Source organism: Pedobacter segetis, assembly GCF_016623585.1.
GTDB classification, from domain to species: domain Bacteria; phylum Bacteroidota; class Bacteroidia; order Sphingobacteriales; family Sphingobacteriaceae; genus Pseudopedobacter; species Pseudopedobacter segetis.
This window is the reverse complement of the sequence record NZ_JAEHFY010000001.1, coordinates 181,173-196,222: the sequence shown is the minus strand read 5'-3', so window position 1 is coordinate 196,222 and position 15,050 is coordinate 181,173. Positions and strand designations below refer to the sequence as shown.

11 protein-coding genes are annotated in these 15,050 nt (G+C 36.2%); 1 reads left to right on the top strand and 10 read right to left on the bottom strand.

The genetic code is table 11. From position 1 onward, the window contains the following. Positions 1-103: 103 nt before the first annotated feature. The 6 genes from I5M32_RS00860 to I5M32_RS00835 form a co-directional block, all read right to left on the bottom strand. The gene (locus tag I5M32_RS00860) at positions 104-3,553 is read right to left on the bottom strand and encodes a hypothetical protein (RefSeq protein WP_200583981.1); all 3,450 of its coding nucleotides are present in this window, start codon (positions 3,551-3,553) and stop codon (positions 104-106) included. Then, positions 3,550-7,254 (bottom strand): sensor histidine kinase, encoded by a 3,705-nt coding sequence (locus I5M32_RS00855; protein ID WP_200583978.1) that lies wholly within the window; start codon positions 7,252-7,254, stop codon positions 3,550-3,552. Before I5M32_RS00855 ends, I5M32_RS00860 begins: the two co-directional genes overlap by 4 nt. 160 nt (positions 7,255-7,414) lie before the next feature. Beyond that, the gene (gene fabD / locus I5M32_RS00850; protein ID WP_200583975.1) at positions 7,415-8,296 is read right to left on the bottom strand and encodes an ACP S-malonyltransferase; all 882 of its coding nucleotides are present in this window, start codon (positions 8,294-8,296) and stop codon (positions 7,415-7,417) included. A 423-nt stretch (positions 8,297-8,719) separates the two neighbouring features. Next, positions 8,720-9,334 carry a GTP cyclohydrolase I FolE gene (gene folE / locus I5M32_RS00845; RefSeq protein WP_200583972.1) on the bottom strand — a complete coding sequence of 205 codons (615 nt, stop codon included), beginning with the start codon at positions 9,332-9,334 and terminating at the stop codon, positions 8,720-8,722. A 4-nt stretch (positions 9,335-9,338) separates the two neighbouring features. Beyond that, entirely contained in the window at positions 9,339-9,752 is a 414-nt protein-coding gene (locus I5M32_RS00840; RefSeq protein ID WP_200583969.1) for a 6-pyruvoyl trahydropterin synthase family protein, read from the bottom strand. Between the two features lie 258 nt (positions 9,753-10,010). After that, a complete protein-coding gene (locus I5M32_RS00835) occupies positions 10,011-11,723 on the bottom strand; it encodes a glycoside hydrolase family 3 protein (RefSeq protein WP_200583965.1) in 1,713 nt (570 codons plus the stop codon). A gap of 354 nt (positions 11,724-12,077) precedes the next feature. Here I5M32_RS00835 and I5M32_RS00830 point away from each other — a divergent pair, with 354 nt between their 5' ends. Further along, positions 12,078-12,698 (top strand): porin family protein, encoded by a 621-nt coding sequence (locus I5M32_RS00830; protein ID WP_200583962.1) that lies wholly within the window; start codon positions 12,078-12,080, stop codon positions 12,696-12,698. Between the two features lie 55 nt (positions 12,699-12,753). Here the strand turns inward: I5M32_RS00830 and I5M32_RS00825 are convergent, their stop codons facing one another. From I5M32_RS00825 to I5M32_RS00810, 4 genes are all read right to left on the bottom strand, one after another. Then, positions 12,754-13,341, bottom strand: a complete 588-nt coding sequence (locus tag I5M32_RS00825) for an acetate uptake transporter (RefSeq protein WP_200583960.1) — start codon at positions 13,339-13,341, stop codon at positions 12,754-12,756. A gap of 129 nt (positions 13,342-13,470) precedes the next feature. Next, entirely contained in the window at positions 13,471-13,860 is a 390-nt protein-coding gene (locus I5M32_RS00820; RefSeq protein WP_200583957.1) for a hypothetical protein, read from the bottom strand. A gap of 14 nt (positions 13,861-13,874) precedes the next feature. After that, positions 13,875-14,540, bottom strand: a complete 666-nt coding sequence (locus I5M32_RS00815; protein ID WP_200583954.1) for a TonB family protein — start codon at positions 14,538-14,540, stop codon at positions 13,875-13,877. Positions 14,541-14,573: 33 nt separating this feature from the next. Next, positions 14,574-14,969 carry a thiol-disulfide oxidoreductase DCC family protein gene (locus tag I5M32_RS00810; protein WP_200583950.1) on the bottom strand — a complete coding sequence of 132 codons (396 nt, stop codon included), beginning with the start codon at positions 14,967-14,969 and terminating at the stop codon, positions 14,574-14,576. Positions 14,970-15,050: the final 81 nt, after the last annotated feature.

Here is a 15,050-nt window from a genome sequence, read left to right as displayed (position 1 = left end):
CACTTGCAATATTGCCCCACTAAAAGAACCCCTATTTATGTGGTGCTTCTTTTCATTAAACCCCTCAATTCTTGTATTTTGTATTTAGCTTTAAATCAATAACCTAAAAATAAGCCCTCACTTGCAGGCCTCCGGTATGTATGGTTTTTACATCGTTAGATTTTCGGCCTTCATAAGTAAAATTCAATTGTATGCCGTTGGCGATGGTTCTTTGAAAACCTGCCGACCATGTTAAATTTTTGCCCGGCTGCAGCCCTTCTAATAGTTCATAGGCTATGGAGGTATTGTTTGCCCCCTCAAAACTATTGTTAATAAAATTAAATTGCGCCGTTACGGTTCCTTTTTTTAAAATATTATACCGCAGTTCAGATCCTATTTTAGTGTTAAAAGTTTTCTCGCCACCAAAAGCAATCTCGTTTTTTTGGTTTTTTAGATCGAGCAAAAAAGTGGTTTTAAAATTAGTGTTAAACTGATAGCCAAATTCTGGCTGCAGTTCTAAATAGTTGATATGGTAATTTCTTTCTGTAAATAATTGCGAAGAAAAATCTTTTATCCCTTTATTAAAAGAAACATTAAAATTACTTTTTCTGATGAAATTCCATCTTATCCTTAAACTTTGCTCTTCGGTGTTCCTGCTATCAAAACCATTGGTAAGCAACAATTTGCTCCCTAGCTTTTGTAGGCTAACATCAAACCCAAAAACAGGGTTTGATCGATTATAAAAAACCGTATTTCTGATAAATGAATTAAGAGAGATCAGGTTGCTTTCTTTGATGTTTGTTTGGTATGGATTAAATAAAATCCCATTGCCTGCCAATACCTTTTTATCAATACGTAAAGAAGAAATATTAGAAAATTTAGAGATAAACTTAGCGGTTTTCCCTTTCTTGTTTTTTAAAACGATGGCCGGGTTTAAGGTTAATGTTTGATTGATGTTGGTAAAATTAGACCGCACAAACTGGTTGTTTGGTATATATATTTTAATGTATTTAGCTTGATCTGGGTATTTAGAGACCTCAAATTCGTTTAGCTCTTTAATGCCGTTTTTATTATAATCGTTCCAAGAGTAAATACCTTGTGCGGCGGCTACTTCTAGGTAAACAAATTCTCTTTTTGGCTCTTGCCCGGTGCCCAACTCATAAAAAGATTGCAAGTTAATAAAGCCCTTCAAAGCCGTAAAATTATAATCTACCCTACCTAAAAGTGTTTCCTCGTTTTGTTTCAAAGTATCGTTATTGAGGTATTTTAAAGTGCGATATGAAGCATTGATGGCTAAATTGGAGTTGGCTGTTTTATTGATGATCAATTTACCGGTATAAGTTTCGGCCTTAGAAAACGCATTTAATTTCTTAGCTATCGGTAAATCATCAAACCGTTGGTTAAACATTAGCAAAAACCCGTTCTTTGCGGTATCTGCCGATTTATAAAACCCTTCATATTCTCTAAAAGCAAAAGATTGCAAAGAAAGTTGACCGGCCGCCAGTTCGTTGGTTTGGTTGTTTTCTTCTCTGTAGGCCAAGCCCGCTTCGGTATTTTTAAAGATTTTTGAGAACGCTAAATTATTTTTATAGTAAGTGCCCTCTAATAAATTGGTTTTAGAATTTAACAGGCTTCCTGTATAAGCCAATCGGTATTTTTTATATTGATAGGCCGTTGCCAAACCTTGTTGAATTCCGTTATAACTACTCCCTCTGTTAAAGTTAGAAAACGTGTAGCTGATTTGCTTTAAATCGTTTTTATAAAGTTTAAAGTTTAAAGTTGTCCAATATTCATCGGCGGCAGCCAAATTTGCACCGTTTAAATTAAAATCACGGTCAAATTCTACGGGTCGGTACCGTTCTAAAGGCTTAAACTGTTGGTTAACATATTCATAACTTAGGCTGCTTTTTAACTTTAAGCCTGTGCTGTCGTTACCTTTTAAATTGCGTTGGTCCTCAAATATCAGCTTGTAGGCAATTCCTTTATTTTGGCTGTTGCCGATATCGGAATACAGGTTTACGTCATTATCGCTAAAGCCAATCTCAGAAAATATATTTGTTTTTTTCCCTATTTTATAATCGGCGTTAAGGGTAATCAATTGTTGCTTTTTAGGCGTTACCAATAACGTAACAGGCGCATAATCGCCCTGTAAAACACCGTTTATTGGCGGCACAAAAACATAAACCCTACCGTTTGCCTGTGCATTGGTGTTGATGCTATAATTACCCGCATTAGGGCCAACATAGGTAAAGCCCACCCTAAACTTTGCCTGGTTTGGGTTTGTGCTATATACATAAACGGCCTTTGCCCCCAAAGTATCAACTTTTTTATATAAAATCTCGTTCCCGTTAAAACCGACGCTATCTATATTTGGAAAAACCGCTTGGTTGATCTGGTTGCCAATGCCCGATAAAAATTGCTTTTGCTGATTGTTTAGACTTTGCAATAGCGGCTTGTTTGGGTTGTCTTGTTCGCTGTAATAATTAAAACCTATTTTTATTTTTTTTGATTTGAACCCTTGGTTTAGATTGTATAAACTTCTAGCAAAAACCTTATCAGAATATTCAAATTCTACTACGATCCTAGCGTTTTGGGTAATTAGCCTTTTAGATGTGAAGGTGAGCTCTGCCGTGTTATAATCCATCACATAATCATTCTCTTGCCCTCTTAGCAGCAAAACACCATCAATATAAACCCTTTCTGTACCAGAAAGTATTATAATAAACTGTTCGCCATTGTTGCCCTGTAAACGATATGGCCCTTGGTTGCCCTCGATCCCGTTAAATTGGTTTCTTGCAGACCTTCCCTTTGCTACCGCCGCTGCAAATGCGGTACTATATTGGTTCCCTTTTTTGTCTTTAAAATCATTACTAAACAAAGCACCCTGGGTTCGTTTATAGTAATTCGTAAAATAACTATCGGGGCGGCGCAATTCATAATCGCCGGCAATAAGTGTTGTTCCTTTTCTTTTTAATTGGATAAAAACCTTATCAAAATCATTGATTTGTTGTGTGTTACCATCTGGCTGTATAGGTATATTATCATCAGAAATAGCAGCCAGAATCTCTATATCATTATTGAGCTTTCCCGATAGTTGTAAAACCAGGTTAGAATTTACCGCCAGGTTTTGGTTGTTCCCAAAACCTATACCCCGAGAGATGCTGCCACTTTTTTGAAAGCCCTCGAAACCGAAGATAGAGCCCTCTTCTTTTGGGGCGCTATAAGTAAAAGGATTTTTCCCAATAACTACTTCTTCTATTATTTTAGGATCTTTATTAAACTGCTTTTTTGAGAATAGAATGGGGAAGGTTTGGTATTGCACCGTTACAGAATCTGCTTTGGGCTTATTTTTCCAAAGCAATAAAGTACTGGCATAATTGATCTGATAATTTTTTTTATCAATTATTAAAAAGCCCTCTGTGATTTTGAGAGTATTGGGAATTATGCTGAGCGAATCTAAAACCAAGGAGTCTTTAACCGCGATCTTTTTGATGATCGCCAACTGATCTGTTTGTGCATAACCGGCGATACTACCCAGTAAGAATACTATCCCGATGATGCTTTTTTTTATCATTTATTTACCAATGGAAGTGTAATGTAGAAAGTTGTGCCTACATTAATTTCTGTGGTAAAATAAATATTTCCCTTCACATTCTCCACAGCTTGCTTAACAAATGCCAAGCCTAGGCCCGTACCAGAGCTTTTGGTGGTAAAATTTGGGACAAATATATTTTCTCTAGAATTAAGCGGTATCCCATTTCCGTTATCAGAAATGGCGATCTTAATGCTATGTTGTGTTCTTTCTCCTTTAATTTCTATAATGCCTTCCTGCTCTTCTGGCATAGCTTCTATTGCGTTCTTAAGCAGGTTGTTGAAAGATCGTAGCAGCTGGTCCTTATCAACCAGTACCAAGCATTTTTCTAAAGACGGCTCATCGCAAATAATTTTTATATGCCCCATTTGTGAGTAAACCTCGATAGCCCTGTTCAAAACATCCAAAACTTTTACCTTTTCTAACTTTAGTTCTGGCATTTTGGCAAAATTTGAAAACTCAGAGGCAATGCGGCTAAGGCTATCTATCTGCTCTAAAAAAGATTTACTGAATTTCTTAAATTTCTCGTCAAATTTCTCGTCTTTATCTTTCCAAGATCGATCTAGCATTTGTATGCCCAACCTTAATGGCGTTAGCGGGTTTTTAATTTCATGCGCCACTTGTTTGGCCATTTCTCGCCAAGCGGTTTCCCTTTCAGACTGCGCCAGTTTATTTGCGTTTTCTTCTAACGTGGCAATCATGGCGTTATATTCTGAAATTAAGCTCCCAATTTCATCGTTGCGTTTCCATTTTATGGGATTGTTCTTTTTACCGATAACGGTTTTAGAAATGCTTTCTTGGATCAAACTTAAAGGGCTGGTAATTTGGTTGGCAACCACAAAGGCAAAAAAAGCGATGGCCACAAAAACCAAAACATAAATATTGATCAAGAGGTTTAAAAATGTCCCGATCTTTTGGTTATAATCATCCTGATTGGCAAAATACGGAAGTTGCAAATAGGCAATTATATTATTGTCGGCATTTTTTATGGGCACATAGGCCGATGTAAATTTTAAAGACCTGATGCTTTCTTGTTGTATAAATTCTGATTTCTTCTTGATATTGAGATTGATAAAGGCCAAGGGGTTCATCCGCTCGGCAATTATCCCAGTAGAATAAAGCTTATTTTGGGTAGAAAAAAGCAACATTCCGTTAACATCAAACAGGTTAAGGTCCGAGTTGTACATTTTAGAAAAATCATCAAAAGTAATTGCTCCTTTAGCGTTGTTTATAGGGTTAATATCGGGCAGGGTATTGTCTTCAAAAGCACTGCTAATTACCTTGATCTTACTTTTTAAAAAATCTTCTTGCTGTTCTGTGTATTGTATAGAAATATAAGAAAAGGTAATTATCCCAATGATCAACAAAGAACTTACCACCGCTAAAACCAGTGCAATTTGAATACGCGTTTTGTATAAAATACGATTATTGCTTGCCAGTATCTTTATCCTTAAGTTTTTGAAACTTATTTTATAGGAAAAAAGTGATTGCAATATCCATCGGTATGAGATCAATACGATCCCGAAGCATAAAAAAATGATGAAAAAGAAAGATAGGGCGGCCAGTTCTATCCAAAAAGTACTTGTAACATGGGTTATAACAATGGTTTGGTTGGTGCTTGGCTTGTAGATAAGATGGTCTACGTCTCCTTTTTTCAATACTATAAATTGCTTTGTTTCCCCATTATACTCGGTATTAAAATTATCATAAACAAAAGAACCAAATTGGTTTAAGAGCTTTTTGTTTTGATAAAAAGCATAAGAATAGTTTAAAAATTCTGATTGGGGGTTTATGACCCCGTTTTGTAAAATATGTGGAAATGCACCATAGCGTTCTAAAGTTTTAGATTTTAAATCCAGGATCAGGGTTCCAGAAGCGTTGCTATCTGCCTTTAGCGGGATGATTGCAAAGTAGTTTTGGGTGCCAAAAGTATTGTTCTTCTTGTAGAAATACTTGGTAACTTTGTTAGATTTGTTTTCTACCAATTTTTTAAATACCTGTATCTTTTGGTTAATGTTTTGGCTAATCAAAGAATCGTCTTTATTAAAAAGATAGGCCTTAAAATTAAACTTGTTTAAATATCCGGAGAGGTACTTGTTGCCTATTAATGTGATCAATTGTTTATTATCTGCCCTGTTGGCTCTTAAATCGTTTAGCAATATCCTTTCTTTTGTGATCTTGGTCTCAAGTTCGCCAAAAGCCATTAAGGCATAAGAATCTGAAGCGTTTTCTAGTTTTTGCAATAATGTTTTCCTTACCTCAAGTTCTTTATACCCTTCAAAAACGCTTAATTTAACAGATACAATGGTTGCGAATATAAAAGTGATCAGCACCAAGGCCGGGAAAACGATTTTTCCTTTATTGGTGTAGACTACACGCCCAATTATAAAGATCAACACAAAAATCAAAGGGCAAAATATAGAATAATCGCGATGCAAAAACCCATAACAGGTATAAGCTGCAAAACTTACAAAAAACAGCGCAAGTTTAAATTTGAAAGGTATTTCTACAAAACTAGAAAGGTAAACCAAGAGGTCCAACAATAGATAATAAATTAGCAAACCGCCAATTAAAACCATAACACCCAAAAAACTTAAAAGGTTAAGGTTTACAAGGTTAGAAACATTTAAGTTAATGGTAGAGTTAAAAACCAAACCAAAAAAAACATCAGAGAATTTGTAAGAAACAAATATTATAAATATCGCTCCGTAAAGCAAAGTTGGGTAGCCCAACCAAGGGCTTTTTATTGGTTTAAAGGCTTTATCGCGATAGCTATAAAAAAAAATTATTAGCCATAGAAAGGCGAAAACGTTAATGATAAGATCTGCAAAAGAGGGAAAATAAAAGCTAGAGGCGTATATTTTGGGGTCGAAGTAGGCGAGGCTATAAATGGCATTTGGGAAGTGGTATTTTAAACCCAAATACCTTATCAAACAAAAGAACAATCCTAAAACTATGGTTGCCAAAATAGGATAGCCATCATCCGCATAGTACTTACAGATACTATTGAGCAAAAACAAAAGGGTAACCAGGCCGCAACACCACATCATTACTTCAATCTTGTTGTACGGTATTTCAGAAACCCGATTGCTTTTCATGATAGAAAAAAGGTACCTGCCGTTTAGATTCTTAATATCAACAACGTCTTTATCTGTTAAGGAGGCTATTTCAATAGTTGGGTTGTTTATCAAAAATTGATTGTCGGCATCATTGATGTATTGGTTATTGTAGGGAACGTGGGACTTTATTGGGATAAAAAAAACAACGAAGAAATTGTTCTCGCTCCTTTTGATGGCTTCGTACCATCCGTTTTTGTAGGCTACAAAGCTACTTCCTTCTTTGTAATTATCTACATTGTTGGCACTAATGGAAATATCTGACCAAAAAACAAGCTTTTTATTAACGTAGGTTTGAAAAAATATGTTTTGCCCAGTGAACCTATTTAAAACTTTGGTTGCCAAATTGGCGTTCAGATGAAGTTTTTCTAGGCTCTTTAAATTCTCTTCATGAGAGAGGTAGTTGCTTATCTTGGTTTCTTTTTGGTTTAAATCGCTATTAATATCTATGGCAACATCGTTAAGATCAACCAATTTTGTAGATGCCCATCTTGCTGTTAAAGAGGTGGCAAATAAACCTATGGTAACCAATAATAATAACCAACGAATTTTTGTAGCGGTTTTCAATTCTAATATTATTGCATTTTTGTGGGCTAAGAGCAAAACGCCAAAAGCGAAATTACGTTTTACAGATAAAAATTTTTATACTTTCTAAACCGTTTATCCGCAAAGCAATCGGCATCCCAAAATCAAGCCAAACAATTGTTTTTACCTGATTTTTATTCTGTTAAATCTCGGCACTAGATGTGGCTAATTTTCTGTCTATTTTTTTAACTAAACCTTGTAAAACGCTCCCCGGGCCAACTTCAACAAATTCGGAAGCCCCATCGTGTAGCATTTTTTCCATGGTTTGCGTCCATTTTACAGAACCCGTTAACTGCGAAATCAAATTCTGTTTAATGCTTTTAACGTCTTTATAAGGTTTTGCGTTGATATTTTGATAGATCGGGCAAATTGGTTCCTTAATTTCTGTGGCAACAATTGCCGCTTCTAATTCTATTTTTGCAGATTCCATCAACGGGGAGTGAAAAGCCCCGCCAACATTTAATTTTAAAGCTCTTTTTGCGCCTGCTGCCAACAATAATTCACAAGCTTTATCTATGCCCGCAATACTTCCAGAAATTACCAACTGCCCTGGGCAATTATAGTTTGCCGGCACTACCACATCGCTCACTCTTTGGCAAATATCCTCTACTGTAAAATCATCCAGACCTAAAACAGCGGCCATTGTGCTGGGCTGCAATTCACATGCTTTTTGCATAGCATTTGCCCTTTTTGCAACTAGCGTTAAACCATCTTCAAAAGTTAAAGCACCGGCTGCCGTTAAAGCAGAAAACTCCCCTAAAGAATGTCCTGCTGCCATATCTGGCTTAAAAGCACTCCCTAAAACCTTAGCCAATATAACAGAATGCAAAAAAATTGCAGGTTGGGTAACCTTTGTTTCTTTTAACTCTTCTTCTGTGCCGCTAAACATTATATCGGTAATCCCGAAACCTAAAATCTCGTTCGCTTTTTCAAACATTGCTTTAGCCTCTGCAGAATTATCATAAAGGTTTTTGCCCATGCCTACAAATTGTGCGCCCTGTCCTGGAAATAAGTATGCTTTCATTTTTATTTTTTTAGGATTATAAAATTATTTTTTACGATGGTATTTAAGGTATTCTTTCCTTTAATCGTCATTTCGACGAAAGGAGACCTGCCCGAAAGTTCAAGCGGGCATCTCGCTTGCAAGGTTGCTATGCCATATAATACCTGTTTATGTGATACCCACCTGTATTCTGGGGCAGGTTTCATTATCATTCAACATAACGGTTTTGAGCTGTGTGTTTTAAAAATTTATTTGGGCGTTTTATCCGCCAGCTGGCGGATTCCACTATATCTTTTTTTCTGACCTTCAGTCCCCTCTTCGACCCCCTCTTCGACTCAGCTCAGAGTGACAATGCTCAGAGCGACAATGCTCGGGATTACAGAAAAAAGCCCGCATGAATTATAGCCGGGTATCCCGTTCCGATCGTTAACGCTTAAAACCCTATCAAGTCAAATCTGCCGTGATCAATCTCAAAAATTCTGATCTTGTTTTATCATTTTCAAACTCACCCGTAAAAGCAGATGTGGTTGTTACCGAGTTTTGTTTTTGTATGCCCCTCATGCTCATACACATGTGCCTGCATTCCATCACAATAGCCACACCGGCAGGGTTTAACGTATTTTGGATGCAATCCCTGATCTCATTTGTGAGCCTTTCTTGCACCTGCAAGCGTCTAGCAAAAACATCAACAACCCTAGGTAATTTACTTAAACCAACAATATGCCCGTTTGGGATATAAGCAATATGGGCTTTCCCAAAAAAAGGCAGCATGTGGTGTTCGCACATAGAGTAAACCTCAATATCTTTTACAATAACCATTTGGCTATAATCCTCTTTAAACATCGCCGATCTTAATATTTCGGCAGCGTCTAAATCATACCCGTGTGTTAAAAACTGCAAAGCTTTGGCTACTCTTTCGGGCGTTTTTAGTAAGCCTTCTCGGTTGGCGTCTTCGCCAATTGCCGTTAAAATATGCTTATAATTGCCAGCAATATTTTCTATTACCGTCTCGTTGTACCGGTCTATTTTTTGGTAACCGTCGCCACTTTTATCGCCCATTTAATTAATCTCCAAAATATTCCACATAATTGCTTGCGGTTTCGTACAACTTAATACAATGTAGTTTTGCCCCTCTCAATTCTATATGTGGGGCTAATTGTTTCCAAACTTCTATGGCCAAAACCTCTGTTGATGCCATTTTGCCTATCATAAAATCCACATCTAAATTTAAGTTTCTATGATCCAATTTATCAACAACTTGTTTTAAAATAATATCTTTTAAATCTTTTAAATCTACAACAAAGCCGGTTTCTGGGTTAATTTCTCCTTTTATGGTAACAAAAAGATCATAATTATGGCCATGCCAATTTGCATTGGCGCACCTACCAAAAACCTCTTCGTTTTTCTCTTTGCTCCAATCTTCCCTATATAATTTATGAGCTGCGTTAAAGTGCTCTTTCCTTGTGATGTAAATCATTCTTTTTTGTTAAAGTGCAAATATAAACAAAGGATTTACAACCGATAAGAACTATTGACATTGTTGTTGTTTTGCCATCGTTTTTTATTTACCCATACAAGAAAGCTAAAACCAATAAATATGCGCTTTATTACCAATAATACTCTAAAAAACCGGTTAAAAAAAACACTTTTTTGATTTTAAAAAACCAAGAGATGTTACCGTTATGGCCAATAAAAAATATGAAAAAAGCTCTAACGGGTAATGAAAAAAGAACCGCTATTTCATCTGCGCACCATCGCCATATTTAAAAAATGAATTGATGGTAACGGGAAGTTTTCCGGTGGCTTTTAAACTTCCTAAAATTACCTTCGCTGCTGCTTTTTGCATCTCTTTAAGGTTTTGGTACCCTATCAAAACAGACTTGCTTTTTTCTATGCCTGGCAACCCTGCTACCGTATAAGGATTGGCAAAAACTACGCTAATGGTATTGTTACTTGCCATATCTGCAATAAAAAGTTTTAAATCTATTGGGTAATCCAAAGTGCTAACGGGCCTAGATCTGGTATCATAAATTGCCATGATTATTTGATCGTAGTTCTTTAGCTCGGCTTTTACGTTTACCATTTCTTTAATGGTAATGTCTTTGGGGATGATAAAAAGCTGGGTATTGCTATCCGCTTTTTTAATTTGATCAGAAAAAACAGTGGGCGTAGTTTCTCCAATGCTTAATATGGCTGTTTTTCTAACAAAATCGTTTCTTAAAGGCAGGTTTTCTGCACCTTTTACAACGGTAATGGCTGCATCTGATAGTTGTTGTACCAACTGGTATGCCTCCGGCCGGTTTAAATCTTGTATCAGGTTTTGTTTTTTAACCGAATCGGTTTTGTTTAAACCCATCCAATATTTTGCGGCTAAAATTCTTTTTACCTTTCCATCTATGTCGGCCCAGGTCAAGCGTTTTTGTCGAATAGACTTTCTTATCAATTTAATGGCTCGACCGGTATTTTGTGATAGCTCGATCACATCCATACCGGCAATTACACCTCTTACATCGGCTTCGCCATTAGGGAAATATTTTACTACGCCTTTCATTTCCATAGCATCAGAAAAAACCAATCCTTTAAAACCTAATTTTTCCTTTAAAATGCCAGTAACTATCGGCTTAGATAAAGTGGACGGCAAATTAGGGGTTGGGTCTAAAGCAGGAATATTCATGTGCGCTACCATTACCCCGCTCAAATCCTCGGCGAAAGCCTGCTTAAAGGGATACATCTCTAAAGAATCTAATCTTTCTGCCGTAAAATTAAGCTGTGGCAAATCATAATGGGAATCTACATCTGTATCGCCATGGCCGGGAAAATGCTTTGCGGTAGTAAATAAACCGCTGTCTTCCATGCCTTTCATGTAGGCAATTCCCTTTTGGGCTACGTTATATTTATTTTCCCCAAAAGAACGATAGTTGATCACCGGGTTTCTGGGGTTATTATTTATATCCATCACGGGTGCAAAATTGATTTGCATCCCTAATCTTTTAAAGTCTTTGGCAACTTCTTGGCCCATTTTATAGATCAAAGAATTATCTTGTATGGCGCCTAAAGTCATTTGATAAGGATAAGAAACGGTGCTATCCAATCTCATCCCTAAGCCCCATTCGCCATCCATGGCTATCATTAAAGGTATTTTAGAATTTTTCTGATATTGATTAACGATGGGTGCTTGCCGACCCGGCCCACCTTGAAAAAAGACAACACCGCCCAAATGTTCCTTTTTTATCACCAAGCCCACAGAATCGCTAAATTTCTGCCCTAGGTTACTATGCGCCCTTACCATAAATAGTTGGGCTATTTTCTCTTTACGGGTCATCTTTTTAAAAACAGAATCGACCCATCGGTTTGGGTTATTTATGGTTTTAACAAAAGGAACAGGCGTTTGCGCTTTTAAAGAGGAAAGCGTAAAAGCAAAAAAAATACTGATAAAAATTGATTTCATCTTTAATTTATAAACAACCTGTTAAATCTTTTAAAAAATACGACAATATTAGTGTTGAAATGATAAATGTAACACCAAGGCTTATAGATGCGCCATAAGACCATGCCAATAATTTGTTGTGAATCTTTTTTATGATTATGGCTTTCAAAATAACAGTAAGTACAATATTTAATATCAAATAACCTAAAATCAATAAGATAACCAAACCGTTTTTTTTATGATTACAAAAGTAATATTCTTTGGCTCAGTATTTATCTAATCAAAAAAAAGAACGCCCTTTAGATGCGGCATAACCCCTTACCAATTTTTGGCACAATTATTTTATATATGAATTTTATAAACAAATTTAAAATTATGAAAAAGCTATTTATAACATCTTTTGCATTGTTATTTGCGGGATTAGTTAACGCTCAAAGCACAAAATCTGGTTTACCTAGTTTTGGGATTAAAGGAGGGGTAAATTTTGCCAATATCATAAAAACAGACAACCCCGACTATAAAACAGACTATAATACAGGTTTTAATGCTGGTGTGTTTGTTAATATCCCCATAATTAGTCCATTGTCTTTTCAGCCCGAGCTGATGTTTTCTCAAAAAGGATTTAAAAGCACCCAAACATTGGGTACGGTTACGCAAACCACTAATTGGATAGAAGTCCCTATTTTGGCTAAGATTTCTCCGGGCAATGGTTTTAATATTGTAATTGGGCCACAAGTGTCTTTCTTAACCAAAACCAACAATAAATTTGAGGGCTCTTTTACTACATCAGAGCAAACCAAATACGAGAATGATGCAGACAAGTTTAAGAAAAGTATTTTGGGAGGTGTAGTTGGTATAGGTTTCGATTTAACGTCTCGATTAGGCATAAACGGAAGGTATGCCTTAGATTTCCAAAAAAACAACGAGAACGGGACTACAGAAACACCGGTATATAAAAATCAGGTTTGGCAGGCTGGTTTAGCGGTTAAATTTTAACATAACAAAAAAACCGGGTCAAAATAATTTGAACCCGGTTTTTTTATGTCATAGATTACGCCTTTACAATACCAAGGGGCATAACCGTTTTGCCATAAACCTCATTTAATAAAGAGGCCATCCCAGTATAAATTGCAGAAGCTCCGCAAATAATACCTTCATAACCCGCTAAGGTTTTAATGGTAGCGTTTCCACTCGCATCGCCATAGGCCAAAAGAAAAAACAAAACAACCAAAGTGCCAAACACAACCTGTAATGCTACACTAATTCTAAATGTGCCCAAAAACAGGAAAAAGGTAAAAATGCCCCACATCATTAAATAATATGCCATTGCGGTTTCGCTAGCCGCTGCCACCCAGCCCAATTTAGGCATTACCAGCAGGCCTACTAAGGTTAACCAAAAAAAGCCATAAGAGATAAATGCGGTAAAACCGAAAGAGTTGTTCTTTTTAGACTCCATTAAACCCGCGATGATCTGGGCAATGCCGCCATAAAAAATTCCCATTGCAAAAACCATGGAATTCATTTCAAAAACACCAGCGTTATGAATGTTCAATAAAACGGTGGTCATGCCAAAACCCAATAGGCCCAATGGCGCAGGGTTGGCACTTCTGTCTTGCAGCGCATACTCTTGTACTGTCATTCTGTAAATTATTTAGGTTTAAGAAAAACAATTATATCGATAATCTTTTAAAAACAAAAAGGAATTTGAATCATTTTAACCTTGCGTTTGTTGCAAGGTTTTTTTTATAACAAAATGATATTGAGTTTTTTAAAACAGCTCTTTCTTAATATTGTAGCTAAAATAAAGACGAAGCATTTCTATGAAGATGAAGATGGGGATTAAAATTTGATCTAGGTTATTAATGGCCACATAATGGCTGATGTATGAAATAAAGCCTACCGAAAAAACCAAAAATATTATTCTTGGCAATACCTGAAAAAAATAGATGATAATGCCCGCTTTTTTGGGGATGGCTAAAAAGATGGCAGAGAACAACAAGCTGAGCCACAAAAGCAAAAACAAGAACCTGGCAAATATTTCATTGATGGTAAAAGTTTGGTTTTGAAAAAAAGATTGCAGCTGATCAAACCCTTGTTCAAACATCAATACAAAAGAAAAAAAATCTAAAAAAGCAAAAACACGAAGTGCCCATTTCATGTTGCGAAGATAAACTATTTACAGTTTTCTGCAATTAAAGATTCTGCAGCGTTAGAGCCAATGTTCTTTATAAAATTTAGTGCTTGGCAAGCACCTACCTTATCGCCTTGGCGCATCATTTTTTTTGCCTCTTTTATTTTATTGCTGATAAAGGTATCGTCAAAACCTAATTCTGCCTTTATTTGTATTATCTCGGCTTCGTTCTTATCAATGGCTTTACCCTCTTCTTTGTTCTTGTAATAATTGGTTACTACTTTTTCTAAAGCCGCCCGTGTTTTATAAAGTTCAATGGCTTTGTTTACCTCGTCTTGTGATCGCAAATCGCAATCATAATTTTTTAAAGAAAAGTTTACGGGTATAATTATCCTAGATTTTATGTTGTGGTTTGTAGGCACATCCCATTTATTATTGGTCAATCTAACTAAACGAAGTGCTTCTTGGTCTAAATCAACCCCTAAACCCTTATCTACCTTTGCGCCAAAAACTTCCCCGTTTTGGTTAAGCTGGAATGACACGTAAATGGTCCCTTGTATGCAATTGTTTTTAGAAAAGCTTGGATAAATGGTTTTAGAGGCAATAAAGCTATCTAGCGCCTCTTTTCCGCCCTTGAATGTTGGTTGGTCTGTTTGAAAAAAGCCAAGAAAGCCAATAAAAAACAGTTTTATAATTGAAAGTACCATAACTGATTAACGTTTTTAATTGCTAAATGGTGTTTATAAAAATTTGCGTTTTAGGTTTGGGGAGGGGATCATACATTGATCTTTTTTACCGAACCATCTGTACCTGTTTTTTGCAATGAAATTATAAACTCCGTCTCTTAAAAAAGCAGGAAAAACATATCCTATTTGTAGCAGGGGCCAAAATCCCTTTAAATGCTTGCTTATTTTTAAAGCTGCAGTAGAATGCGTATAAACATGGCCGTTTTCTAAAAAAATAATGGTTTTTAGATCCTCATATTCTGGATGTTCTTTTAACAATTCCTTGGCTTGGGCCGATTGTAAGGAAGCTAACCTAAAATAATCTTTCTTATCTGCCGCGATTACCTTTTGCACAAAACCATTGCACAAATTGCATACGCCATCAAACAAAATAATGCCCTTATCTTTCATAACCATCTACAAATATAAGCTTAGATCGGTAAAAATGTTTTAGAAGCTTTTGCATACGTGAGCTGGTTTATGGTATCCGCC